We start from the raw sequence: 26,140 nt of genomic DNA, 5'->3' as shown, positions 1-26,140 counted from the left end.
CGGTCGCGCGTTTTCGAAATAATCAGAAGATGGACACAGCCATGATACTTTACGGCACCAATCCCATCGCATGGGCGAATGATGACGATCAGTCTCTGGGCGCGCATATCCCCACCGAGCAAATCCTGACCGAGGCCAGCCAGATCGGGTTCGACGGGATCGAGAATGGGCATCGCTGGCCGCAGGATGACCCTGAGGCGCTGAAACAACTTTTGGGTGGGCATGGCCTGAAGTTCATCTCGGGCTGGCACTCACTGAACCTGCTGGATCACTCGGTCGAAGAGGAAAAAGCGGCGATACAGCCCCATCTGGACAAGCTGAAACACAATGGCTGCAAGGTTTGTATCGTGTGTGAGACATCGAATTCGGTGCAGGGGCTGGATGTTCCGGTAAACGATGCACCCGTTCTGACGCCCGAGCAAATGACCTCGTTCGGGGCCAAAATCGAAGAGATCGCTCAATACTGTGCCGATCAGGGGATTGATCTGGTCTATCACCATCACATGGGAACGGTGGTGGAAACGCCCGCAGAGATCGACGCTTTCATGGCAGCCACCGGCCCGGCGACAAAGCTGTTGTTCGATGCGGGTCACTGCTATTTTGGCGCGAATGGGCAGGACCCCGCGCCAATCCTGCGGAAGTACAGGGATCGCGTACGCCATTTCCATGCCAAGAATGTGCGCCCCGACGTTATGACCGAGGTACGTGGGAAGGGTCTGTCCTTTATGGATGGCGTTCGTGCAGGCGTTTTTACCGTTCCCGGCGATAGCGAAGGCGGCGTGGATTTCACACCGCTGCTGCGCATCCTCAAGGATCAGAACTATGAAGGCTGGATCGTGATCGAAGCCGAACAGGACCCCGAGCAACGCAATCCACATCACTATCAGTCGATGGGGCTGAAATCGTTGAAACAAACGGCACGAGGAGTTGGCCTTGATGGGTGATCTGTTACGCAAACCAACGGCGGCGTCGAGCAAGGTGCACGACATAACGCCCGACAGCGCCCGCGGTCCGCTGAGCCCGGACTGGATCTATGTGGGCTTTGGTCTTTACCATCTGGAACCGGGTGAGACTGTGGCCGAACCCACGGGCAACCGCGAGGTCATTCTGGTGCTGGTCGAGGGCAAGGCAAACGTCAGCTGCGACAGTATGGATTTCGGCGAAATGGGCGACCGGATGAGCGTGTTCGAAAAGACGCCACCACATTGCGCATATGTTCCTAACGACAACGCGTGGTCGGCCACGGCAACCACCAAATGCGTTCTGGCGGTATGCAGTGCACCCGGCAAGGGAAACTATCCCGCATGCCGTCTGGGCCCGGAAGGCATAGAACTGACGCCGCGCGGCAAGGGGCAGAACACCCGCTATATCAACAACATTGCAATGGAAGGCCGCAATGTGGCCGACAGCTTGCTGGTGACCGAGGTATTTACGCCTGACGGCAATTGGTCGTCCTATCCAAGCCATCGCCATGATGAGGATGATTATCCGAACATGACATACCTTGAAGAGACCTATTATCACCGCCTCAACCCGGCGCAGGGTTTCGGTATACAAAGGGTCTATGCCGAGGACGGATCGCTGGATGAAACCGTGGCGGTCAGGGATGGCGACGTCGTGCTGGTCCCGCGCGGCCACCACCCTTGCGGGGCGCCTTACGGATACGAGATGTACTATCTGAACGTCATGGCCGGGCCGCTGCGAAAGTGGCGTTTTCAGAACGATCCGGATCACGACTGGATCGCGCAGCGCGACGCTGTTTGATGCATCAAGATCGTAACAACCCGAACCGCGCTATGCCTTTAAGTGCACGGCAAATAGTATGAGCCTCTTGTTGCCATTTGTTGAGGTAGCGACGGCCTAGAGCTGTTGTTGGCCCTTAGGCTCGATTATCCTGACTGTGCGGTCTCAACCGGAAATCGCGCGGCGTTTCGTCAGACGCTCTCGTAACCGTTCGATAACGACGTACAATACCGGTACAAGCACGAGGCTAAGCACTGTAGCGACAATCATCCCGCCAAAGACAGCAGTTCCAAGAGATCTTCTGGCCGCAGATCCGGCACCGCTGGCAATGACCAGCGGCACAACGCCCAGGATGAAAGCAAACGCAGTCATCAACAATGGCCTTATCCGGATGCGTGCTGCTTCCATTGCCGACTCTTCAATCGAAAGACCCTCCTGACGTCGACGTCGGGCGAACTCGACAATCAGAATGGCGCCTTTGCTTGCCAGACCGATCAACATGACCAGTCCGATCTGGCAATAGATGTTGTTGTCGTAACCTCGAAACCATTGCGCCACCAAAGCCCCGAAAATCGCGAGCGGAACCGCCAACAGAACCATTAGCGGCATCACAAAGCTTTCATACTGGGCGGCCAGAAACAGAAAGGCGAATACGACAGCCAGCGTGAAAAGGATCGGCGCTACGTTCCCCGCTTTGATTTCCTGATACGCATTACCGGTCCACTCAAAGGTATACCCCCTTGGAAGCGTCTGCTTCGCCAAAGTATTCATCGCCGTGATCGCCTGACTGGAACTATGTCCCTCGCCTGCGGTACCGCTGATACTGGTCGAACGGAACAGGTTGTAATGATTGATGGTGCGCGCGCCGATCTGGGGCTGCAACTTTACCAAAGCACTCAACGGCACCATGCTGCCCTTGTCGTTGCGCACGTACAGCCGACCAATGTCCTCTTCGGCTTGCCGGGCATCTACATCGGCTTGCAGATAGACTTTGTACACTCTGCCGTAGACGTTGAAATCGTTGACGTAGACGCCGCCCAAAAACGTTTGCAGCGCATCAAAGACATCACCAATCGAAATGCCCTCGGTCAGAGCCTTGGTTCGGTCAAGCTCGATATGCAGCTGCGGCGTGCTGGCGGAAAACGGGCTGTACAGGCCGGACAACTCAGGCCGGGCATTTCCAGACGCAACCATTTCCCGAGTCAGCTGCTCCAAGTCCTGCAGCGAGCCGCCCGTTGTGTCCTGCAATTCGAACTGGAACCCCCCGGTTGGCGACAGGCCAAAAATGGGGGGCGGGTTGAAGGTGGTCAGTATTCCGCCAGGGATCTCATCGAATTGCGCCTGCGCCTTGGCAATGAGCGCCGCTACGCTTTCACCCGACCCCTTTCTCTTGTCCCAGGATTCGAGAACTGCGAACAGGTTGCCCTGATTGGGCGCTGACGTGTTTGTCAAAATACTGAAACCGGTGAAAGTAATGACACCTTTGACCCCCGGCAGATCATGCAGAATTTCGTAAGCCTCATCGACGACCTTTTGGGTCTGACCCAGCGCGGTACCTTCCGGCGTTTCCAAACTGATGATGAAATAGCCCTGATCTTCGTTTGGGATAAAACCCACAGGTACGACGGTAAACATGTAGACAGTTCCCGCCAGTAACGCCGCAAAGCCCAGTGCCACAGGTTGCCAGACCCGGATGAACCAGCCGACAACCGCCTCATAGCGCCGCGTAAACCATGCAAACCCAGCATCGAATTTCTGGATTATCTTAGCTTTTGGTCGTGCCCCGCCCAAAAGCAAACCACACAAGGCTGGACTGAGCGTCAGGGCGTTGATCGCTGAAATTGCGACAGCCGAGGCAATGGTCAGGGCGAATTGCTGATATAACTTGCCTGTCAGCCCGGGCATCAGAGCAACAGGTATGAAAACCGCCATCAGAACCAGCGAAGTGGCCACAATCGGGCTGGTGACTTCGTCCATCGCGCGACGTGCGGCTACTTTGGCATCCGTCTCACCGTTTTCGATATGCCTCGATACGTTCTCGACCACGACGATTGCATCATCGACAACCAGACCAACCGCCAGCACAAGACCGAACAGCGTCAGCAGATTGATTGAAAAGCCCAAAGCGTACATCAAAGCGAAAGTGCCGATCAGGCAGACCGGAATTGTTATCACCGGGATTAGCGCCGCCCGCAGGTTGGGCAGGAAGATGACAATGACAAAAACGACAAGCAGGATGGCCTGTCCAAGTGTGAAAAGAACATCTCGAATGGCTTCTCTATCGAAGTTCGTTGTGTCGTAGATAACCGTATATTCAAGACCCTCAGGGAAATCCTGTGACAGTTCCGCCATGGTTTCGCGAACCTGCGACGCCAGTTGCAGGGCGTTGGCCCCAGGAAGCTGCATGACACCAAGGCCCACCGTCGGGCCGCTATCCAAGGTCGAGTTGAACGAATAGTCCTCGGCGCCCAGTTCCACCCGCGCCACGTCCTTAAGTTTGATGACAGCACTGTCATCACCGATACCCAGAACGATATCTTCAAACTCTTCCTTGTTTTGCAGCCTTCCTTTTGCAGTCAGCGTCAGTTGGAATTTCTGGCTGTTATGGTTCGGCGGCGCGCCCAATGAACCGGCGGCGACCTGCTGGTTTTGTTCGGTTATCGCGTCATAAACATCAGATGCGGTCAGGCCGAGGCTTGCCATCTTTTCGGGATCAAGCCAGATCCGCATTGCATAGACCCGCTCACCCCAAACCATAACCGTGCCAACACCCGGAATACGCTTGAGACGATCCGTGATGTGGATGTCCGCGTAGTTTGAGATGAAGAGTTCGTCGAACTGGCCGTTCGGCGAAATAAGGTTAACCCCCATGATCAGGTCAACCGACTCCTTTGTGACGGTCACTCCCGAGGCGACGACCTCATCCGGAAGTTGCGCCATCGCTGTGGAAACCCTGTTTTGCGTGTCCACGGCTGCAATACTAAGATCGTAACCCTCCTCGAAAGTGACAGTTATGTTCGAGGTGCCGTCATTGGAGCTGGTGGACGACATGTAAACCATCCCCTGAACGCCGTTGATCTGCTCCTCAAGGGGAATGGTCACTGCCTCTTCGACAACTTCGGCGCTGCCGCCGGTATAAGTGGCGCTGACGACAACCGTCGGGGGCACGACTTCCGGAAATTCGCCGACGGGAAGCAGTGGTATAGAAATCAACCCGGCGATCACGATGACCAGCGCGATAACCGAGGCAAAGACGGGCCTGAAGATGAAGAACCGGCTCAGCATTCAGCCATCAGCCTTGTCCGTATCCGAACCGGCGGAAGGTTTTGTAACCTCCACAGCCATGCCTGACCGGACGCGCTGTTGCCCCTTGATGATCACCACTTCAGCGTCCTTGAGCCCCGTCATGACGATGCGGCGACCTTCGAAGTTGCGGCCAACGGTTATCCGGCGCATTTCGGCCTTGTCGGTTTTGTCGACGACAAAAACAAAGAATCCGGCCTGATCCTGCGCGATCGCTTCTGAGGGTACTGTTATCTGGCCTGACTGCTCGGCAAGCTGGATGTTCACTCTGGCATATTGACCGGGGCGCAGCGTTTTGTCGGGATTGGGAAACACGGCACGCACAGCAATAGTACCGGTCGTGGGATCAATGCCCGGTTCCGAAAAATCAAGCGCACCTGCGTGCGGGTGTACGCTGCCGTCGACCAGCGTGATCGCGACCTTCAGATCGGGATTTGCCGATCTGTACTTTTCCAGTTCCAGAAATTGCGCCTCACTTGGGCTTACATAGACGAACAAGGGATCCATCTGGACCAGTTCAGTCAGGACAGTGTCATTTCCCGAAACGACGTTGCCGACATCCTGATAAACCCGTCCGATACGTCCATCGATTGGGGCGGAAACCGTCGCGTAATCAAGGTTGACCTGAGCCGAGTCCACCGCGCCCTGGCTACTGTCGAGATCGCCCTTCGCTTCGGCCGCGCTGGTGGTTTTCTCGTCCAATTTCTCCTGTGCGACTGTTCCATCACTCGCCAGAGCGGAAACCCTCTCCTTCTCTCTGTTGGCGAAGTCTAAGCTGGCCTGGCTTTTGTCCCGCTCGCCCTTGAGGCGCTTGAGTTCAGTTGCGTAAGGGCGTTGATCTATTACGAACAGGGTATCGCCTTTGACGATATCTGTACCTTCTTTGAAGGGGCGCGATTCAACGTGACCATCGACGCGCGACCGAACGGACACCGTGTTGGGCGACTCTGTACGTCCGGTCAGCTCAAGAAAAAGTGGTACATCTTGTGTCTTTGCCTGTGCGACGACAACCTTCGGTGCGGTGGTTTTTGTTTCATCCGACTCTTTCTCGAAGCAGCCGGAAACGAGGATCAGCAGGCACACCGAAAATACATGGCGTGCGCCCCGGTTCTCACCCGTTATTCGCTGCCCAAAGCGCACTCGCTCCTCCTGAAACTCAACACCCTGATTTATTGATAGCTTATTTTGCCTGCATTATCACCAACAACAGTTTTCTGCGTATCCTCCTTGCCGAAATTGATGACGGGGGACGCGAATTAGATGGGTTGTCCTCTAATGTCGGCCATTTCTTCGTAAATTTGCCGGGACGATGATGGGATCAGGTTCGCAAATAGCGGCAATCTCATTAGAATCTGCACAACTTGGGCAGAGTAAATGCGCGTTCGCCGTTCACAACTGGCGGCATGAAAAGTTATTCCACAGATACAGTGGCTTGGTGCGCATTCGCGATTGCCTCGGCAATATTGGCCGTGCAGCCTTTGCAATGGCTTGTCCGAAGTTGGCTCAGTCCTGCTTATGGGTCTTACGGGTACGTCTATGTCCTGCTGATTTTTTGTCTAGCCGGGATGAGTTTGCTGAGCGGGCGGCCGAAAGAAGCTGTCTCTGGGATTCCGGCGATTGCCTTATTGTTGATGGCCGCATTGATCCGGCTTTTCGGGCAGATACTGGCGATCAACATTCTCAGTGCACTTGCGCTTGCAGTAGATGTCTTTGCGCTGGTTGTGCTGCTGCAGCTAAATCGTCGACCCTTTGCGATTTCGCCATTCTGGATGGCTGCGTTGTTTCTGTTTTCCCTGCCAACAGAAATGGTCCTGCAGCGCACGCTTGGGTTCCCGTTGCAAATGGTTTCGGCGGAATTGGCCTGCCGTATGCTCGGCACTCTGTTCTCGAATGTGGTCTGCGACGGGGTGCGCATCACCCTGGAGCGGAAGGACATTCTGGTAGACCTGCCCTGTTCCGGAGCCTCGGGTCTTTTGCTGTCGCTGGCCTTCGTGGTGACCCAAAACGCGGTTATGAGGCCACGGTGGCATGTCGGCGGTTTTATCCTGTTGGTCACAGCTGGATGCGCCACACTTGGAAATAGTCTGCGCATTTCGCTGCTGGCAACTGGCCTGGCTTATGATCTGGATGTGATGGCCGAGCCCTGGCACAGCCTAATAGGGTTGACGACACTTGGCCTGACCGTCGCACCCTTTGCCCTGTTCTATCGGCCCTGCAGCAGAAAGGCGCGCGAAAGCCGCCCACGGCCCAAGTCATTTATTCTGCCGAAACCCATCAAAATGCTGGCGGGGATTGCTTGCCTGATCGGCAGCATTGCCATCGTGTCCCTCAAGGCAAACCCGGTGGACGTTTCGGGTAGCGTGGTAGCGCCGATCCTGCCCGCGCAAATTCAAGGATTTCAGGGGAAGAAAGTGCCCCTGACACAGATGGAAGCTCGTTATTTCGATGCCTATGGCGGGCAGGCGCAGAAGGCCCAGTTCGGTCCGCTGGGGCTGAATGTGGTCAGCACACGCGCGCCGCTGCGGCATCTTCATGCCCCCGAAATCTGCCTGCGGGGTCTTGGCTACAAGGTTCGGTTTCTGGGCACACGCTATGACGGCGTTCCCAGCGCCTACTATCGGGCCACGGGCCCCGACGGAGACCGATGGTTGGTAGCGGTCAGCTATGTCTCGCAGAGCGGGCAGGTCACCCCAAGTGTGGGCGAAGCGATCTGGCGTTGGCTGAGCGGGACCGGCGGCACCTGGAGCAGCGTGCAAAGGATCACCCCATGGGCGCTGGACACCGCACTGCGCGCCGAACTCGACGCTGCCACGATCGCAGCACTGGACATTCAAACCATCGAAGGAACGGACGCATGATACGCTATTTCGCTTTTGTTTTTCTGCTGCTGCCGGGGGCTGTGTACGCTCAGCCCGACGACGAGATCGCAGGTCGTTTGATCGGCAGCGGGGCAGCCGGGCAACTGGACTTGCCTCTGCTGAAATCGGACCTTTCCGTTGATATTCAGGGAGATATGGCAACTGTTCAGGTGCGGCAGGTGTTCGTGAACCCGTCGGATGATCCGATGTCGGCGGAATATCTGTTCCCTCTCAACCAAAAGGCTGCCGTCTACGCGATGCAGATGCTGGTGGGGGACGAAGTGGTTGAGGCACAGATTCAGAAAAAGCAGCAGGCCGAACAGACCTTTGAGACCGCAAAGCAAGAGGGCAAGGCAGCGGCCCTTTTGACCCAGCATCGTCCCAACATGTTCACACAGAATGTCGCCAACCTGATGCCGGGGCAGCCGATCACGGTAACGCTTAGCTATGTGCAAGCGGTTCCCAAGATCGACGATGCTTATGAACTGGTTCTGCCGCTGGTCGTCGGGCCGCGCTATAAGGGGGCAGTGAATTCCAACCCAATGTCCGGGCACGTTGTGTTGGCGGATTTCCACGAAGAAGACCCGGCCGCCTCAACCAAAGTCGACGGTTGGACAGTTTCCGAGCTGCCGGAATACCCACCGGTCCCAAGCCTTTCAAACCCGGATGTCATCGAACCCGCGCGGGTCTCGCTGGATCTGAACCTGCGCGGGGCTGTTCCCGTTTCCAATCTGACAAGCGCAACGCATGACTTGCAAGTCCAGCAGTCAGAAGGAGTGATCAGCGCCACTTTTCGGGGCGGGCGGGTGATCGACAACCGCGACCTTGTTTTGCGCTACGAACTTGGTGGTGATGAGACAACTGCCGGAGTGCTGGCCCATCACGATGAGCGGGGCGGCTTTGTATCGTTGTTGGTTGAGCCGCCCAAGATCCCGCAAGCGGATCAGATCACCGCACGAGAGCTGGTCTTTGTTCTGGATACCTCAGGTTCGATGGGCGGCGCGCCTCTGGATGCCAGCAAACGGTTTATGGAATCCGCCCTGCAGGGGCTGCGCCCCGAGGATTATTTTCGCGTGATCCGGTTTTCTTCGGGTGCGTCCGAGTTCGCATCCCAAGCCGTTCCTGCCACGCGTGGCAACATCCGGTCTGGCTTGCGCTATGTGCGCGGTCTTCGTGCCGGGGGTGGCACTGAAATCGACAATGCAATTCGTCACGCTTTTGCAACGCAGCAGCCCGCCAACACGCTGCGCATCGTCGTTTTCCTCAGCGATGGCTATATCGGTCACGAGTCGCGTGTTCTGCGCACAATCCGGCGGCAAATCGGCGATGCCCGTATCTATGCCTTTGGGGTGGGTACTTCGGTAAATCGTTACCTTTTGGACGCGATGGCCGAAGAAGGCCGCGGCTATGCCCGCTATGTTGATCCGACTCAGCGCGCCTCGGATGTCGCGGATACGCTGGCCCGAGACCTGAAATCGCCGGTGTTGACGGATATCTCCATTGATTGGGGCGAGTTGAATGTCAGCGAAGTGGTACCACACCACATCCAAGACCTGTTCGATGGCGGCTCAATCCGGGTTATGGCCCGGTACGATGGTGGCGGGCCTGCCGACATCACGATCAATGGCCTGGTGCAGGGCAGAAAGGCACAAATGCCACTGTCGCCGGTTCTGCCAACAGCTTCCGATCCAGAGGGGGATACGCTTCAGGGCGCTGCGATCCCATTGACCTGGGCCCGCACCAAAATTGCGGAATTCGACCGCGCCATCGCTGTACAGGCTGGCGATCCCAAAGAGCTTGAGGCGCAGATCACCGATCTTGGGTTGCAGTTCAATCTTCAGACGCAGTTCACCTCATTTGTTGCCGTGTCAAAAATGATCGTGAACACCGGCGACGTGCCAACAGCCACTACTCCGGTGGCCTTGCCTCAGGTGGCGGGTGTGGGTGCCGGGGCCTATCCCAAAACCGCGTTCAGTGGATCATCCACACCCGAGCCGCAAACGATATTTGGATTGATTATTCTGGCGGCTCTGGGCGCGCTGCGCCTGACGCGTAGTCGGAGGGTTGCGGCATGAGAAACGTCCCCTACAAACTGCGCACAGATGCCTGGTGGCTGGGGGATGATTTCACTTGGCGCAGACCGCAAGTTCAGGCTCCACTTGACCCGGCCAATAGCAGTATGATCTCTGATCGTGACTTCGGTGAAACTTCGATGATGGACGCGAATAGTGAACAACATCCTGATCGTAGATGATGATGCCCGCATTCGTGATGTCGTTCGCTTTGCGCTGGAAGATTCCGGCTTTCAAACAACCGAGGCGGCCACCGGTCAGGATGCACTGGAACTATTCGGCAAATCTCCGGCTGATCTGGTGGTTCTGGATATCGGGATGCCGGAAATGGACGGGCTGGAAGCCTGCAGGGAGCTTCGCAAAAGTTCGACTGTGCCGATCCTGTTTCTGACTGCGCGCGATGATGAGATTGATCGTATTCTGGGCTTTCAGCTTGGTGGGGATGACTATGTCACCAAACCCTTCAGCCCACGAGAGCTGGTGCTGCGGATCAAGGCCATCCTTGCCCGCGCCAGCGTTTCAGATGCGCCGGACGAAGTGACGGTATTTCAGGACCTTCGACTGGATCATAGCGCACATTGCTGCACCCTGGCCGAGGCCGAGATTCAGCTGACCGGGATCGAGTTTTCGGTGTTGTCGATCCTGGCAAAGACACCAAGCAGAGTCTATTCGCGCGCGCGGCTGATCGAACTGGTCTATGGACACAATACCTATCTGTCCGGTCGCACAGTCGACAGTCATATCCGCAATATCCGTCAAAAGGCGCGTGCACTGGGCTATCCTGACCTGATCCAAACCGTGCACGGGGTTGGGGTGAAACTGGGCATTTGCCAGTGTTGACCATCAAGAAAAAATGGAGGCCATCGCTTGCGCTGGTAATTGCGCTGGTCTGCATAGCTTTGGTGACACTCCCGATCATCGGCGTACTGGGCGCCCGGCTGTCCAGCAACCAGTTCGCGCGTGAGACTGAGCGCGGTTTGCTGTCTCAGGCGGTTATCCTTGCCGAAATGTACGCTGCGGCGTTCTCGGAACTGCAGGTTTCGCCCGATCTCGGTCATCGCTTGTCCAACCAGCAGACAGAACGACTTGCACGGGATTTTCACCCCATCCCGCCCAGTTTGGATCTGTTCCGCAGTCAGGTCTTGCCGCCTCGTCCCGACCCGGTTGAAGCTGTAGACCCTTTGGGTGTGACCTATGCGGCGATCTCTCCAACTCTGTCACAGCTGGCGAGTTCGGCGAAGAAAACGACTTTGACGGGATATGTGTTTTTGGATCACTCCGGGCAGGTCATTGCCGGTAGCGGACCGGTCAGCGGGTCCTTTCTGCATGTACCAGAAGTGTCGCTGGCCCTGCAGGGAGAAACCGTCTCATTGCTGAGATATCGGGACGACCCATCCAAGCGGCACCTGCTGAACTCGATCAGCCGAGACACCACTTACCGCGTGTTTGTCGCCCATCCTGTGGTGTTGGGGAACAGGGTTATCGGTGCTGTATACCTGTCTCGCACGCCTATGGACCTGAGGAAATTTCTGTTTCAGGAACGGTTCACGCTGGGTTCTGTCGCTGTATTCATGCTGGTGTCCGCGGCCGGGATTGGCTGGATGATGTGGCGGCTGATCTCAAAGCCAATTCGCGATCTCAGCAGTCAGAGCCGGGATGTCGCAAGCGGATCGAAACCAATACCTGATCCCGTGCAGCACTATGGTGTGCAGGAGCTGGCGGATTTGGGCAGCAATGTCGTTTCGATGGCCGCAACCTTGTCGGATCGATCCACAGCGATCGAGACTTACACAAGCCATGTCACGCATGAATTGAAATCACCGGTCACTGCAATTCTGGGCGCGGCCGAGTTGCTGTCTGACGGGCCGTCTGCGGTGTCCGGTGATCGCAATCAGAAACTGGTTCATAACATTCAGCAAGAAGGTCTGCGCATGAACGCCCTGCTGGGGCGTCTGCGCGAATTGGCTCGGGCCAGCGTGCAGACAGACCCGGCTCCAACGTCACTGGCGGATATTGTCGGGGCCGCGTCAGCTTCGTTCCCGGATCACGTCATCGAGTGTCACGCGCCGTCCGACACGTATCTGCCATTGTCCAAGGATCAGGGGCAAATGGTTCTGCATCATCTTTTGCAAAATGCGTTCCAGCACGGGGCAACGCGTGTCGACATAACCTATGAAGCGGCTTCGAACAGTCTGATTGTTGCCGACAACGGCGCGGGAATTTCCGCCCGAAACAGTGCTCGCATCACGGACCCGTTTTTCACGACCAGACGGGATCAAGGTGGCACTGGTCTGGGCCTTTCCATTGTTGCTGCCGTGTTGAAGCAAGCCAATGCAGTGATTGAGGCAATGACACCAAAGCACGGCGCCAGTTTTCGGATCAGGTTTTGAGCCTTTATCGATTGCACCAAGCACGGGCAACTTTGTGTCTGTGCCGCGTTTCCTGGCTTGTTGCGCAGTGCGCATGTTCGACCAGCTCGAAAATTTGCGTCTGCAGCGGATAGCCCGGACTGCGCCACAGCGACGTTTGCCTTGGTCGAACGGCCGAATTAACTGCCGCTGTAATTTCCTGAGCAGAGAGCTTCCGTGGCAGTTCGCGCGCTTTAAGCACGGCGTGAACGCAAGTCGTCCGGTATTTCCAGGCCCCCAATTTGCGCCAACAAACTGGTGATCTCATCGACCCCTTTTCTGTGCCGAAGGGATGAGAATACAAAAGGACGACCGTTGCGCATTCTGGCTGCATCCCGGTTCATCACCTCAAGTGAAGCGCCGACATGGGGCGCCAGATCGGTTTTGTTGATAATCAGCACGTCGGATTTGGTGATCGCAGGCCCGCCTTTGCGCGGGATTTCCTCACCCGCAGCCACGTCGATTACATAAAGCGTCACATCTGCCAGTTCCGGGCTGAACGTGGCCGAAAGATTGTCGCCGCCGCTTTCGATCAGGACGACTTCGATATCCGGGTGACGGGCCTGCATCTCGGCCACGGCGGCCAGGTTGATCGAGGCGTCCTCGCGGATCGCCGTATGCGGGCAGCCGCCGGTTTCGACGCCGATGATCCGGTCCTGCGGCAGAACCTGCATCCGCATCAGCGCCTCGGCATCTTCGCGGGTGTAGATGTCATTGGTGATTACACCGATCGAAACCTTGTCACGCAGCGCCTCGGACAGAGCGGCGGTCAGGGTGGTTTTGCCCGCGCCCACCGGGCCGCCGATGCCAACGCGCAGTGGGCCGTTCATGTTGCTCATGTTCGGAACATCCTTGAATATTGAGTTTCGTGTTTCATTGACGCGATGTCGGGCAGGAACGTGGTTGACCCCAGATCGTCCAACCCGGCCTCAGTCGCCGCGGACGCAGTGTGCTGACACAGGGGTGTCAGATCCCGGATCAACCGCTGTCCATCAGTCTGGCCCAGAGGCACCAGTCGTGTTGCGCAGGCCACCAGATTGGCCATGAAGCTGTGCAGGAACATCTGCGCCGTCAGTTGCACCGGCAGGTTCCGGGCCTTTGCGGCATGCCCAATGGCAACGGGGTAAGTCAGAGTTCCCATATCCAGCGTCCAAACATCCGAGGTCACGCCGCAGAACGCCTCGCCCAACAGATGTGTTTCGCGCAGGCGTTCGGACGAGGCGCAAAAGGCCCGGGAGGTGCGGTCGATTTCGTGCAGTTCCTCGCAGGTGTCCGCCCGATAGGCTGCCGCAAGGAACATACAGTCATTGCGGCCCGATCCGTGCCCGATCACATCGGCGATCCATTCGCCAGTGTCCGTGGCATTGGCCACGGCGCCACAGTCAATGGCCCATTCCAGCCCATGTGAATAGGCGAATCCGCCCACCGGGTAGGCAGGCGACAGCCATTGCGTCAGGGTCAGGATATCCGTGTCAGTGGGAATGGCCATGGGTCCTGCCGTGGCCATAAGCGCCGCCTTCGGGGGTAAAGGGTTCGACGGTTTCCCGGATGTCAGCGCCCAGCTTTTCCAGCATATCGCGGATGACGTGATCGTGCTGGATCAGCAGGCGGTTGTCCTCAATCTGGCAGGGGGTATGGCGGTTGCCGATATGCCAGGCCAACCTCAGCAGGTTGCCGCCCGTCACCTCCAACAGGTTTTCGGGGGCGGCGACAATTTCAATCTGGCGACCGTCTTCCAGCACCAGCACTCCACCATGATCCAGAGATTTGGTTTGCGCCAGATCGACCAGAAAGGCCTCGCCGTCATCCGTCGTCAGCATCTTGCGGCGCAGAAAGCGGCCGTCATAGTCCAGCGAGACCTGTGCATGGGCCTGAGAGTGTTGGTGGTCGTGATAGATGCGGGCGGTTTTGATCGCGGTGGTCATCGGGGCCTCCTTTATTCTCAAAACATAAAATAGCGTTGCGCCATCGGTAGAACTTCGGCGGGCTGGCAGGTTAGTAATTCGCCATCGGCGCGGACTTCATAGGTTTCGGGGTCGACTTCGATCCGGGGAGTTGCGTTGTTGAGCATCAGGTCCCGTTTTCCGATATCCCGCGTGTTGCGTACGGCGACGGTCTGTTTTGCAAGCCCAAGTGTTTCACCGATCCCTTCGGCCTGCGCGGCTTCGGAAACAAACGTGATCGCAGACTGTTCGACCGAACGGCCGTAGGCCCCGAACATCGGACGGCTATAGACCGGCTGCGGCGTTGGGATCGAGGCATTGGGATCACCCATCTGTGCGCAGGCAATGGTGCCACCCAGCAGGACCATCTCGGGCTTCACGCCGAAAAAGGCGGGGTTCCACAGCACCAGATCGGCGCGCTTACCTTCTTCGATGCTGCCAATCTCATGGCTGAGCCCGTGCGCAATTGCCGGGTTGATGGTGTATTTCGCGATATAGCGGCGCACCCGCAGGTTGTCGTTGTCGCCGGTTTCATCGGAAAGGCGACCGCGCTGTTTCTTCATCTTGTCGGCGGATTGCCAGGTGCGGATCAGCACCTCACCCACGCGGCCCATGGCCTGACTGTCGGACGCGATGATCGAGAACGCGCCCATGTCGTGCAGGATATCCTCGGCCGCGATAGTCTCGCGCCGGATGCGGCTTTCGGCAAAGGCCACGTCTTCGGGGATCGACTTGTCGAGGTGATGGCAGACCATGAGCATGTCCAGATGCTCTTCGACCGTGTTGACGGTGAAGGGTCGTGTCGGGTTGGTCGAGGACGGCAATACGTGGTCTTCGCCGCAGATGCGGATGATGTCGGGGGCATGGCCACCGCCTGCGCCTTCGGTGTGAAAGGCGTGGATGGTGCGGCCCTTCATGGCGGCCACGGTGTTTTCGACAAAGCCTGATTCATTCAGCGTGTCGGTGTGGATCATCACCTGCACGTCCATTGCATCGGCCACCGACAGGCAGCAGTCGATGGCGGCGGGGGTAGTGCCCCAATCCTCGTGCAGTTTCAGGGCGCAGGCACCGGCCTTGATCTGCTCCTCCAGTGCGGCAGGCAGCGAGGCGTTGCCTTTACCCGCGAAGGCCAGATTCATCGGGAAGGCATCCGCCGCCTGCAGCATCCGACCGATATGCCAGGGTCCCGGGGTGCAGGTGGTGGCCAAAGTGCCATGCGCTGGGCCAGTGCCGCCGCCGATCATGGTGGTCAGACCCGAATGCAGCGCATCCTCGATCTGTTGCGGGCAGATGAAATGGATATGGCTGTCGATCCCGCCGGCGGTCAGGATGCGCCCTTCGCCCGCGATGATCTCGGTGCCCGGGCCGATGATGATGTCCACTCCGGGCTGGGTATCCGGATTTCCGGCCTTGCCAAGTCCGGCGATGCGCCCGTCTTTCAGGCCGACATCCGCCTTGAAGATACCCGAATGATCCACGATCAGGGCATTGGTGATGACGGTGTCCACGGCCCCATCGGCACGGGTTGCCTGAGATTGCCCCATCCCGTCGCGGATCACTTTGCCGCCGCCGAACTTGACCTCTTCGCCATAGACGTCTTCGCGATGGCCCGATGCACTGAACCGGGCAGCGGTCGCGCGATCAACGATCAGGTCCTTTTCGACCTCGATGATCAGGTCCGTGTCGGCCAGACGAACTCTGTCGCCCACCGTCGGGCCGAACATGGCGGCATAGTCACTCCGACTGATCTTGCCCGGCATCTTTCAAAGCCCCCATGATATGTTTGTTGAAACCGTAGATGTGGCGCCGACCCCCATAAGGCACGAGCATTACCTCGCGCATTTGCCCCGGTTCGAACCGAACGGCGGTGCCGGCCGGAATATCCAGACGCATTCCCAAAGCCGCATAACGATCGAAATCCAGCGCTGGGTTGGCCTCGGCAAAATGGTAGTGGCTGCCGACCTGCACAGGACGGTCGCCGGTATTGGCCACCATCACAAGCCGCCCGCTGCGCCCGGCGTTGAGCGTCAGCGTTCCGTCCGCCGGAATGATTTCGCCTGGGATCATTTCGGCAGCTTGGCGATCAGGGCAATCACGGCGAGCGCCAGCAGCGCCAGACCGACGCCAAGGCTGGCATAGTCGGTGCCATGTGCGTGGATATGGGTGTCGGTATGCGCCACTGCGGGGCCAGCAAGGATCAGGGCGGGGAACAGCATTCGGGTCATGGGGAAATCCTTTTCGGGTTACCGGATGGGGTTGTGCACGGTCACCAGCTTGGTGCCGTCAGGAAAGGTGGCCTCGACTTGAACTTCGTGGATCATCTCAGGTACGCCCTCCATGCATTGATCGCGGGTTATCACCTCGGCTCCGGCCTGCATCATGTCGGCGACCGAACGTCCGTCTCGGGCACCTTCGACCACGGCATCGGTAATCAGTGCGATTGCTTCGGGGTGGTTCAGCCTGACGCCGCGCGCCAGCCGTTTGCGGGCGACCTCGGCGGCCATGGCGACCAGCAGCTTGTCTTTTTCTCGGGGGGTCAGGTTCATGTCAGATCATCCAGCATCTGGGAAGTCGGTCGTCGTTCAACCGTCGCAGCACCGGCATCAGTGCCCGGCGGAGGGTAAAGCTGTTTTCGGCCAGCATTCGGATCACCAGCAGCTCGCCCTGAAGCAGGCTGGCCCCGGCGCTGTCGGGCAGCATCTGGCGGACCGGACTCAGCTGGCCCTCGGCGGTGGGTGAGGTGAAGAGGACCAGCGCCATCGCACCCGCGCCATCGGCGATATGTGGTTTGGCCAGATGCGCGTGCAGATCGCCTGTGTATCGCGTGGCATCCAGAAACGCGGGCGCGCCACCGCGCCGGATTTCGATCCGGTCACGCAGGCGAATATCGGTCAGCGTCTCGCCCATAGCAGCACGCCCGAACACCAGCGGCTCGACCATCAGCGCGGTTGCGTCGGCGTCCAGATCGATCCGCAACCGGCGATCCAGTGCACTGCCGTTGAACAGAATGGTCTCCTGCGGAAGCCAGTTCAGCCGGGCGCCCGCATCAACGCTCAGCCGGTTCGTGATCTGGCCATATGGTCCGGGCTGCGCCTTGTAGGCGCGCTCGCAGGCTTGCGTCGTCAGGGTAAGGGTGGTTCCAGAAGCGGCGTGTCCGGTGAACCGGAATGCATCCCCGCCCGTTACCCCGCCTGCCGTGTTCAGCAGAACCGCATCCAGCCCGCTATCGCTACTGCGAGGGAAAAGACATTTGAACGAACCCGACTGGCGAAATCCGTCCAGTACCGATCTGTCGCCCGATTGCTTGGCGCTCAGACGAATCGCGCCCTTGGCACGTGGAGGCGTTGCGTACTGCTTGGGCAATGTGGGGGCGAGATGAGTGATGGCATACCTGTGGGTTTAAGATTTGTGCCTCTTGTTTCATCGGTAGCGCGCCGGAACTCTATTCTGCGGTGCCGTAATCAGGTGATTTTCCGATATGCGTGACTAATTTTTGGACACAAGCTGAAACCTGTGGTTAAAAATTGGGCAGGTAAGGCCAATTTAAAAGATTGAATTGGTGTCGATTTGCCAAGTTTGCCGCAATGCAGAAACAGTATGGATACCCGCCGCGGAGATGACCCCGGGGGTGTGTGACGGCTGCGCGAATTGGACCTCGAACACAACCGCCACACGGAACGCAACAACAGTTGCGGGGAACAGGTAGAAGAAGAGCGCGCCCATGCGCAAGCCCTCTCCTGTGGTCCCGCCAGGAGGCTTACATGTCATTTCTCAAATCCACACTCGCCGGGTCGGCGATTTTTGCGGCCATGGCAACGGCGGCTTTGTCTGCCGAAGACACGATCAAGGTCGGTGTGCTGCATTCGCTTTCGGGTACGATGGCGATCTCGGAAACCACGCTGAAAGACACTATGCTTATGCTGATCGACCAGCAAAACGCCAAAGGTGGCCTGCTGGGCAAACAGCTTGAGGCCGTTGTTGTCGACCCGGCATCCGACTGGCCGCTGTTCGCAGAAAAAGCGCGCGAGTTGCTGACCGTGCATGAGGTTGACGTGATCTTCGGCAACTGGACTTCGGTCAGCCGGAAATCGGTTCTGCCGGTGATCGAGGAACTGAACGGCCTGCTGTTCTATCCGGTGCAGTATGAGGGCGAGGAAAGCTCGAAAAACGTGTTCTACACCGGCGCGGCCCCGAACCAACAAGCGATCCCGGCGACGGACTATTTCCTCGAGGAACTGGGCGTTGAGAAATTTGCACTGCTGGGCACCGACTATGTCTATCCCCGCACCACCAACAACATTCTGGAAAGCTATCTGAAGGGCAACGGTATCGCGGATGGCGATATCTTTGTGAACTACACACCATTTGGCCATTCCGACTGGTCCAAGATCGTGGCCGACGTGGTTGCCTTGGGGGCCGACGGGAAAAAGGTTGGCGTGATCTCGACGATCAATGGGGATGCCAACATTGGCTTTTACAAGGAACTGGCCGCTGCCGGTGTTTCCGCCGATGACATTCCGGTCGTGGCCTTCTCGGTCGGTGAAGAGGAACTGTCGGGTCTGGATACGGCCAACCTTGTGGGCCATCTGGCAGCGTGGAACTATTTCCAGTCGGCTGACACCGAGGCCAACGCTGAATTTGTCGAGACCTGGAAAGCCACCATGGGCGATGAGCGCGTGACCAACGACCCGATGGAGGCGCATTACATCGGCTTCAACATGTGGGTGAACGCCGCAACCGAGGCGGGTTCGACCGAAGTCGACGCCGTGCGTTCCGCCATGTACGGGCAGGAATTTCCGAACCTGACCGGCGGCACCGCCGTGATGCTTCCGAACCACCACCTGGCCAAGCCAGTGTTGATCGGTGAGATTCAGGAAGACGGTCAGTTCGACATTATCAGCGAAACCGAAGTGGTGCCGGGTGATGCCTGGACCGATTACCTGCCGGAATCGGCAGTGCTGAAGTCGGATTGGAAAGATCTGGGCTGCGGTATGTACAACACCGAGACCAAGACCTGCGTTCAGACCCTGTCAAACTACTAAATTGTGCAGCAAGGCGGGTGTCATCGCCCGCCTTACCACCAAAGATACTCGGGTTTCTCCAAATGTTACGACTATTCCTAGCGGGCCTCGCAGTGCTGTGCGCCTGCCTGACGGCCAGCGCGCAGGAGGCCAGTCTGCAACCGATCCTGCAGGAGCATCAGGCAACCATCGCCAAAAGCTCGCGCAAGACGATCAAGCCGGCGATTGACGCGATCGCGACCAGCGGCCTGCCGCAGGCGCAGACTATGCTTGAAACATGGGCCGCAAAGGACATGTGGATGCGCAAGTCGGACGGTCTGTTCTTTGCCGGGAAAAAGGTCGAGGGGAGGTCCTATGAGCTGACCGATTTCGACACCGGCGAGGTGGTGGGAAGGTTTGAGAAATCCGATCTGAAACAGCTGAAGCCTAATAGCGGCATCCGCGCCATGATTGGCACGGCGCTGGTTCAGTTCCAGCTGACCGACCCGAGCCGCCCGAAACGTCTGGCGGCATTGCAATCCATCCAGCGCGATCCCGAAGGTGCTTTGCTGGAACCTCTGCGCGCCTCGATCGAGGGCGAACGGGATGCGGACGTGAAGGTGCAGAAACAACGGCTCGAACGCTTGCTGACTATCGGGTTCGACAAAGACGCAGCTGCCCGCGTAGCCGCCATCGAAGAAATGTCCGGCGATCTGGGCGTCGATGTCCGCGCAGCGCTGAACCCTCTGGTCGTGACCGCACGAAAGGCGGTTAAGGAGTTGCTGTCGGACGCGAACGTTGCCGTTGTTCTGGTGCCCGGTTCGGAATCCCTGTCCCGGGACGAGGCATATGATTTGTTGGTCGATGGCGATCTCGCTGCGCCGCGTGTGTCGATGGGCGACATCCGCGCGGCTCTGTTGACAAATATCGAGGGTGGTCGCGTGGGCGGAGTTCCGGTCGCGCAACTGAACACCGATTCTGCACGGACAATGGCGTATGCCGCTCTGGCCGAAGCCGGACTCGTGCCTGCTTTGGTAACGGAGGCTGACATCGACGCTGCACTGGGCGAGCATGTTTTCATTGAAACCTACGCAGAGCCGTCATCCGAAGTCACAGCCGCCGCCGAAAGAGCGCTGAAACAGGTTGAATTGAAGGTTGGCCTGAATCAGACGCTTGATCTGACCCTGGATGCGATTTCTCTGGCGTCGATCTATTTCCTGGCCGCCGTTGGGCTGGCGATCACCTTTGGCGTCATGGGGGTGATCAACATGGCGCATGGCGAGTTCATCATGATGGGCGCCTATACAGGCTACGTGGTGCAGCAATTCATTCCGGATCACACGCTTTCGATCCTTGTTGCGATCCCCTTGGCATTTGCCGTCACTTTTGCGATGGGCGTGGCGATGGAGCGTCTGGTAATCCGCTGGCTGTATGCGCGGCCACTGGAAACGCTGCTGGCAACATTCGGCATCTCGATTGCGCTGCAACAACTGGCCAAGAACATCTTTGGCACGCAGGCCCGCCCGCTGACCGCGCCCGGCTGGCTGGACGGGGCGTGGGTGCTGAACGATGTGGTTTCGATCAGTTATATCCGGATTGCGATCTTTGTACTGGCGCTGATTTTTCTGGGTCTGTTTCTTTTCATCATGAAGCGCACGCGGCTGGGGCTGGAAATGCGCGCGGTGACGCAGAACCGGCGCATGGCAGGCTCGATGGGGATCAACCCGGGGCGGGTGAATATGCTGACCTTTGGCCTTGGCTCAGGCATTGCCGGGATCGCCGGGGTGGCCATTGGCCTTTTTGCCAAGGTCACGTCCGATCTGGGCAGCAACTATATCGTGCAGAGCTTTATGACCGTGGTTGTCGGCGGTGTCGGCAACATCTGGGGTGCGCTTGCCGGGGCTGGATTGATCGGCTTTCTGCAAAAAGGGATCGAATGGATGAACCCGTCGAACACGCTGGCCGCGCAGACCTACATGATCATCTTCATCATCATTTTCATCCAGTTCCGGCCACGGGGCATCATCGCCCTCAAGGGCCGCGCGGCGGGGGATTGAGCAATGGAACGCAGCTTTGTCGCCAAGAACCCGTCTGTTCTGGTCTTTCTCGCAATTCTGTCCCTGTTCACGTTGGGCGTGACCGTCCTCTCTGAAGGGTTCGGGATCGGCGTGATTTCAACCAGTTTCATAAAGACTCTGGGCAAGACCCTGTGCCTTTGCCTGATCGCGGTTGCGATGGATCTGGTCTGGGGCTTTACCGGTATCCTGTCACTGGGTCATTTCGCGTTTTTCGGGCTGGGGGGTTACATGATCGGCATGTGGCTGATGTATGAGCGCACCCGCCTGATCGTGGTCGAGTCACTGTCGAAATCGGAAATCCCGCCAACTCAATCCGAGGTCACTGACGCCATTGCCAACCAGATTTTCGGCGTTGTGGGCGCGTCCGACTTTCCGTTGATCTGGTCGTTTTCGCATTCGCTGACATTGCAACTGATCATGGTGGTGCTGGTGCCGGGCCTGCTGGCGCTGGTGTTTGGCTGGCTGGCCTTCCGCAGCCGGGTCACGGGTGTTTACCTGTCGATCCTGACACAGGCGATGACCCTGGCGCTGGCGCTGTATCTCTTTCAGAATGACAGTGGGCTGCGCGGCAATAACGGCTTGTCGGGCTTGCAGAATTTGCCCGGCGTCTCTGCCGCTCAAGACGTGGTGTCAGTCTGGTTTCTCTGGGCTTCGGCGCTTGCATTGGGTCTGGGCTATATGCTGGCGGCGTGGATTGTTTCGGGTAAGTTCGGTTCGGTCATTCGCGGTATCCGCGATAACGAAGCGCGGGTGCGGTTTCTGGGCTACTCGGTCGAAGTCTACAAGTTGACGGTTTTTACGCTGACGGCCTGTATCGCGGCTGTCGCGGGCGCGCTGTATTACCCACAGGCGGGTATCATCAACCCCGAGGAAATGGCGCCAATCGCCTCAATCTATCTGGTTGTCTGGGTTGCTATAGGCGGGCGTGGACGCCTGTACGGGGCAGTTATCGGCGCGGCCTTTGTCAGCCTGCTCAGCACATGGTTCACCGGCGGGCAGGCACCGGATATCCCGCTGGGATTTTATACAATCAAATGGGTGGACTGGTGGCAGGTCCTGTTGGGTGTTTCCTTTGTGCTGGTCACACTATTCGCCCCGCAAGGCATCGGCGGTTTGTTCGATCTGGTCAGCAACCGTCGTCATCCCGACCGACATGGCGCCAACCTCGGCCCCGATGACGGCGCCTTGCGCGAGAAGGAGGCCACCGAATGAACACTCTGCTAGAGGTGAGCGGCGTCTCTGTCAGCTTTGACGGGTTCCGCGCCATCAACAACCTGTCGTTTCAGATCGGTAACGCCGAATTGCGGGCGGTGATCGGGCCAAACGGGGCGGGTAAGACCACATTCATGGACATAATCACCGGCAAAACCCGCCCGGACGAAGGGCGTGTGATCTGGGGCGAGAAATCTGTGTCGCTGCTGCGGATGAGCGAGGCCAGGATCGCACAGGCGGGCATCGGGCGAAAGTTCCAGAAACCCACGGTATTTGAAGATCAGACCGTGCAGGAAAATCTGTTAATGGCGTTAAAGAACAAGCGCGGCTGGTTGCGTGTTTTGTTCTACCGGCCTGCGGAGGCCGATCTGCAAAAAGTGCAATCGCTGGCCACCGAAATCGGGTTGAGGGCGGAACTGAACCGAAAATCCGGAGAGCTCAGCCACGGACAGAAACAATGGCTGGAAATCGGTATGCTGCTGGCGCAGGAGCCGCGCCTGCTGCTGGTGGATGAACCCGCCGCCGGCATGACCCCGCAAGAGCGCGAACATACCACTGATTTGCTGGTGAAAGCCGCAAGAACCCGCGCGGTGGTGGTGGTCGAGCACGATATGGAATTCGTCCGCCGCCTGAACTGCAAGGTCACTGTCCTGCACGAGGGGTCAGTTCTGGCCGAGGGCAGTCTCGACCATGTCACATCAAATCAGGACGTTATCGACGTCTATCTGGGGCGCTGAGCAATGCTGAAACTGACAGATCTGACGTTGTACTATGGGCATTCGCAAATCCTTCACGGGATATCGATGGAGGCCAAACAGGGGGAAGTCACCTGTGTGATGGGAACCAATGGTGTCGGCAAGACCAGCCTGATCAAGGCCATATCGGGTACGCATCCACGGTCCGGTGGCGAGGTAGAACTGAATGGCGAAGAACTTGGTATTTTGCCTGCGCATAAAATGGCGTGGAAAGGTGTGGCTTATGTTCCGCAGGGGCGCGAAATATTCCCACTGTTGACCGTGCGTGAAAATCTGGAAACTGGTTTCGCCTGTCTGCCTGTCAGTGATCATTTTGTCCCGGACGAGATTTTCGACCTGTTCCCGGTGCTCAAGAAAATGCAGAACCGACGTGGCGGAGATTTATCGGGCGGTCAACAACAACAGCTAGCCATCGCACGGGCACTGATCACGAAGCCAAAGCTGTTGCTTTTGGATGAGCCCACCGAGGGCATTCAGCCCAACATCATCCAGCAGATCGGAGAGGTCATCCGCCACCTCAGAACCAAAGGTGAGATGGCGATTGTTTTGGTCGAACAGTATTTCGATTTCGCCTATGATCTTGCAGATCGGTTTGTTGTTCTCAGACGAGGCGAAATCCTGATGGCAGGGACTAAATCGGAGCTTTCCCGCGATCAGGTCTTAAAGGGGGTAACGGTTTAGGTTCCGGTCGCGAAGATAAATGCTGGACGATTTAGGCACATATTCTAAATCCAAAAAAATTGGATTTTAATCTGCACGCGTCAGCATCAAAAATGGAGAATTGGTGCGCCTACTGGGTTACAGCACCACAAAATCAGCCCGCAGGATCTTCTTTGGTGAACGTGAAGCATGAGGTTGCTGGCGCGTGTCGGACCGGCCATGGAACGCTGCTATAGATCAGCGGCATACAGTAGCTTCGGGCCACGAAGGATTGACAGATTCCGCTATTGAGAAACTCATTGCTCGTCCCAACGGCGACCGCAACCCGGCGAGCCTTCTAAAAAAGGTTCGTCAAAGTTGAAACCAACCCTCAGCAAGGAAAGCGTATTCTATTAAAAGTGGTGAAGCTAGAAGCGATTTGCCGCCAACTCGCAGGCATCGGCGCAAACGTCAATCAAGCCCAGAAAGCTATTAACGAATCCAAGGCCGATGGCACTCTGAGTAGTTCGCAGTTTAACGCAATGTACAAAGTCATCGTCGAAGCCCGCCGCATTTGGCTTGAGCCGTTGAACGAGCTGAGAGCCGAGCTAGGCAAATTAAAGTCGCAGCCGTGATTATCAAAAGCGGAACCGTGAAATCAGGCGACAGTGTTAGAGCTGCCAACTACCCACTTAGACAGGGTAACAATGAAAGGGTGATTGTCCTGAAGGACAACACCGATCAACTCAATGTGGCCGATGAATTCGCCTCACTCAAAGGCCGCAAAAATGGACTCATCCATACAACGATAAATCCGGGCCGGGAAATGACCCGTAACCAATGGGAAAGAGCATTGGAAGCCATCAGGGCCGAGCATGGGTTCAATCCCGATGGCCCGGAAACATTTGTCATCCATGAAAGCTACCGAGCCGACGGAAGCATGCAACAGCATGGGCACTTAATCACCGCAGCCGCAGATTCAGTGACCGGCAAAACATACAAACGTTTCCGATCAATGGCCAAGGATGAGGCAGTTTCTCGTTTTCTGGAACTGGAATTCGGCCACCAACTCGTGATTGGTGCTCACAATGTGTTTTCTGAAAAGCGAATGCGGGAAATGGGGCGCGATGACTACGCCGATCAGATTGCAGCGCTGGACGGTGACAACCCTCGTTCAGCTTTCAACCATGATCAGCACCAGCAAGCCCGCCGCCAGAATTTTAACCTGCCTGCATTAAGGCAGCAGCTCAAATTGCTGACCGAGCTGGACCGTTCAGAGCAGCCTAAAGCACTCGCCGAGCTGATCGACCGAGAGGGTTTGGAGCTAACCGACGCCATTGAGGACGGCCGAGGCCGCAGCCGGATCATGATCAAAACCCCGGTAGGGGTCAAAAATCACAACGCAAACCGGACCCTGAAAATTAGCGCCGCAAAAGTGGCCACATTTATTGAGGAAACAAAGGAGTATTTGAATGACCTCAGATCCGACAACGATGCAGAACCAATCCGAGAACTCGCTGCGGGATCTACTCTTGGAAATTATCAGGGGGCAGGAGCAGATTCACCAGAGCAACCAGACAATGATCAGACAACAGAACGCCTTGCTCAGAGTCATGAGTACGATAGCCAAGATAGCCCAAGCAACGGACTAAAAGGTGAAGAGGTCGAACTGGCGACGGCGGGCGCGGGTCTAGCACTACAGGTCCAAAACTTCGTCGATAGTCGTTGCAACGAGTTAACCCCTGGCGATATCGATCCATTCCCTGATTTGTCCGACCCAAATCTGATGCGAAAACTAGCAGCCATGCTTAAGAAAAGTCTGGGCAGCGTGACGCACTTAATAGCTCATGCATTCACGCCGCGTTATGGAATATCGAGTTAGCATAGGCCCAATGTGTGTTGATCTCTTTCAATGGTGCAGGCTATTCACCCAACAGTAGCTCCTATTCCGGAAAGGCTTCATAGAATTGTCTTCTATCTATCTGTATTCGACCAACCAAGCGAACGCGCCGTACTATTTTTCTCTCGATGGAAATTCCATATATCTTTATCCGACGCATCAAGCTGGTTCGCCCTACTATTTCACCTACGAAGGGAGCTCGGTCTATTTGTACGCAACCCAGCAATCC

At 57.3% G+C, this 26,140-nt stretch carries 22 protein-coding genes; 12 read left to right on the top strand and 10 right to left on the bottom strand.

What is annotated here, in order from left to right; all coding sequences use genetic code 11:
• Positions 1-29 precede the first annotated feature (29 nt).
• Together iolE and iolB are read left to right on the top strand one after the other, a co-directional pair.
• A complete protein-coding gene (iolE, locus tag ACR0D6_RS18065) occupies positions 30-944 on the top strand; it encodes a myo-inosose-2 dehydratase (protein WP_480766537.1) in 915 nt (304 codons plus the stop codon).
• Positions 937-1,764 carry a 5-deoxy-glucuronate isomerase gene (gene iolB, locus ACR0D6_RS18060; protein WP_480766536.1) on the top strand — a complete coding sequence of 276 codons (828 nt, stop codon included), beginning with the start codon at positions 937-939 and terminating at the stop codon, positions 1,762-1,764. Before iolE ends, iolB begins: the two co-directional genes overlap by 8 nt.
• A 144-nt stretch (positions 1,765-1,908) precedes the next feature.
• On the opposite strand, the gene ACR0D6_RS18055 is transcribed toward iolB, so the two are convergent.
• Both ACR0D6_RS18055 and ACR0D6_RS18050 read right to left on the bottom strand, forming a co-directional pair.
• Positions 1,909-5,028, bottom strand: coding sequence for an efflux RND transporter permease subunit (locus ACR0D6_RS18055; RefSeq protein ID WP_480766535.1), 3,120 nt, complete (start codon positions 5,026-5,028; stop codon positions 1,909-1,911).
• Positions 5,029-6,186: an efflux RND transporter periplasmic adaptor subunit gene (locus ACR0D6_RS18050; protein WP_480766534.1), complete on the bottom strand. Its 1,158-nt coding sequence runs from the start codon at positions 6,184-6,186 to the stop codon at positions 5,029-5,031.
• Between the two features lie 263 nt (positions 6,187-6,449).
• On the opposite strand from ACR0D6_RS18050, the gene xrtT reads away from it, so the two are divergent.
• The 4 genes from xrtT (at position 6,450) to ACR0D6_RS18030 (ending at position 12,366) form a co-directional block, all read left to right on the top strand.
• The gene (gene xrtT, locus ACR0D6_RS18045; RefSeq protein WP_480766533.1) at positions 6,450-7,904 is read left to right on the top strand and encodes an exosortase T; all 1,455 of its coding nucleotides are present in this window, start codon (positions 6,450-6,452) and stop codon (positions 7,902-7,904) included.
• Positions 7,901-9,979 carry a VIT and vWA domain-containing protein gene (locus tag ACR0D6_RS18040; protein WP_480766532.1) on the top strand — a complete coding sequence of 693 codons (2,079 nt, stop codon included), beginning with the start codon at positions 7,901-7,903 and terminating at the stop codon, positions 9,977-9,979. The genes xrtT and ACR0D6_RS18040 overlap by 4 nt, the downstream gene beginning before the upstream one ends.
• Positions 9,980-10,132: 153 nt before the next feature.
• Positions 10,133-10,816, top strand: coding sequence for a response regulator transcription factor (locus ACR0D6_RS18035; RefSeq protein WP_480766531.1), 684 nt, complete (start codon positions 10,133-10,135; stop codon positions 10,814-10,816).
• On the top strand, positions 10,813-12,366 hold the full coding sequence (locus ACR0D6_RS18030; protein WP_480766530.1) for an ATP-binding protein: 1,554 nt from the start codon (positions 10,813-10,815) through the stop codon (positions 12,364-12,366). The genes ACR0D6_RS18035 and ACR0D6_RS18030 overlap by 4 nt, the downstream gene beginning before the upstream one ends.
• A gap of 212 nt (positions 12,367-12,578) precedes the next feature.
• Here the strand turns inward: ACR0D6_RS18030 and ureG are convergent, their stop codons facing one another.
• Genes ureG through ACR0D6_RS17990 form a run of 8 tightly spaced genes read right to left on the bottom strand, consistent with a single transcriptional unit; the run spans position 12,579 to position 17,690 of the window.
• On the bottom strand, positions 12,579-13,223 hold the full coding sequence (gene ureG / locus ACR0D6_RS18025) for an urease accessory protein UreG (RefSeq protein WP_480766529.1): 645 nt from the start codon (positions 13,221-13,223) through the stop codon (positions 12,579-12,581).
• Positions 13,220-13,873: an urease accessory protein UreF gene (locus ACR0D6_RS18020; RefSeq protein WP_480766528.1), complete on the bottom strand. Its 654-nt coding sequence runs from the start codon at positions 13,871-13,873 to the stop codon at positions 13,220-13,222. Before ACR0D6_RS18020 ends, ureG begins: the two co-directional genes overlap by 4 nt.
• Complete coding sequence (gene ureE, locus ACR0D6_RS18015; protein WP_170655081.1) at positions 13,857-14,309, bottom strand: urease accessory protein UreE; 453 nt, start codon at positions 14,307-14,309, stop codon at positions 13,857-13,859. Before ureE ends, ACR0D6_RS18020 begins: the two co-directional genes overlap by 17 nt.
• Positions 14,310-14,326: 17 nt before the next feature.
• Positions 14,327-16,087, bottom strand: coding sequence for an urease subunit alpha (ureC, locus tag ACR0D6_RS18010; RefSeq protein ID WP_480766527.1), 1,761 nt, complete (start codon positions 16,085-16,087; stop codon positions 14,327-14,329).
• Positions 16,062-16,394 (bottom strand): urease subunit beta, encoded by a 333-nt coding sequence (locus ACR0D6_RS18005; RefSeq protein WP_480766526.1) that lies wholly within the window; start codon positions 16,392-16,394, stop codon positions 16,062-16,064. Before ACR0D6_RS18005 ends, ureC begins: the two co-directional genes overlap by 26 nt.
• Positions 16,391-16,552, bottom strand: coding sequence for a hypothetical protein (locus tag ACR0D6_RS18000; RefSeq protein WP_480766525.1), 162 nt, complete (start codon positions 16,550-16,552; stop codon positions 16,391-16,393). Before ACR0D6_RS18000 ends, ACR0D6_RS18005 begins: the two co-directional genes overlap by 4 nt.
• 18 nt (positions 16,553-16,570) lie before the next feature.
• Positions 16,571-16,873 (bottom strand): urease subunit gamma, encoded by a 303-nt coding sequence (locus ACR0D6_RS17995; protein ID WP_170655068.1) that lies wholly within the window; start codon positions 16,871-16,873, stop codon positions 16,571-16,573.
• Between the two features lies 1 nt (position 16,874).
• Positions 16,875-17,690, bottom strand: a complete 816-nt coding sequence (locus ACR0D6_RS17990) for an urease accessory protein UreD (protein ID WP_480766524.1) — start codon at positions 17,688-17,690, stop codon at positions 16,875-16,877.
• Positions 17,691-18,088: 398 nt separating this feature from the next.
• Between ACR0D6_RS17990 and urtA the strand changes: the two genes are divergently transcribed.
• The 6 genes from urtA (at position 18,089) to ACR0D6_RS17960 (ending at position 25,893) form a co-directional block, all read left to right on the top strand.
• Positions 18,089-19,369: an urea ABC transporter substrate-binding protein gene (gene urtA / locus ACR0D6_RS17985; RefSeq protein WP_480766523.1), complete on the top strand. Its 1,281-nt coding sequence runs from the start codon at positions 18,089-18,091 to the stop codon at positions 19,367-19,369.
• 62 nt (positions 19,370-19,431) lie between these two features.
• Positions 19,432-21,384 carry an urea ABC transporter permease subunit UrtB gene (gene urtB / locus ACR0D6_RS17980; protein WP_480766522.1) on the top strand — a complete coding sequence of 651 codons (1,953 nt, stop codon included), beginning with the start codon at positions 19,432-19,434 and terminating at the stop codon, positions 21,382-21,384.
• Positions 21,385-21,387: 3 nt separating this feature from the next.
• Entirely contained in the window at positions 21,388-22,617 is a 1,230-nt protein-coding gene (gene urtC / locus ACR0D6_RS17975; protein ID WP_480766521.1) for an urea ABC transporter permease subunit UrtC, read from the top strand.
• Positions 22,614-23,354, top strand: a complete 741-nt coding sequence (gene urtD / locus ACR0D6_RS17970; protein WP_480452510.1) for an urea ABC transporter ATP-binding protein UrtD — start codon at positions 22,614-22,616, stop codon at positions 23,352-23,354. The genes urtC and urtD overlap by 4 nt, the downstream gene beginning before the upstream one ends.
• A 3-nt stretch (positions 23,355-23,357) precedes the next feature.
• Positions 23,358-24,053: an urea ABC transporter ATP-binding subunit UrtE gene (urtE, locus tag ACR0D6_RS17965; RefSeq protein ID WP_170655047.1), complete on the top strand. Its 696-nt coding sequence runs from the start codon at positions 23,358-23,360 to the stop codon at positions 24,051-24,053.
• Positions 24,054-24,642: 589 nt separating this feature from the next.
• Positions 24,643-25,893, top strand: coding sequence for a hypothetical protein (locus ACR0D6_RS17960; protein WP_480766520.1), 1,251 nt, complete (start codon positions 24,643-24,645; stop codon positions 25,891-25,893).
• Positions 25,894-26,140: the final 247 nt, after the last annotated feature.

The organism is Ruegeria sp. BJ6 (genome assembly GCF_056537885.1).
This window is presented reverse-complemented; position numbering and strand designations above follow the sequence as displayed.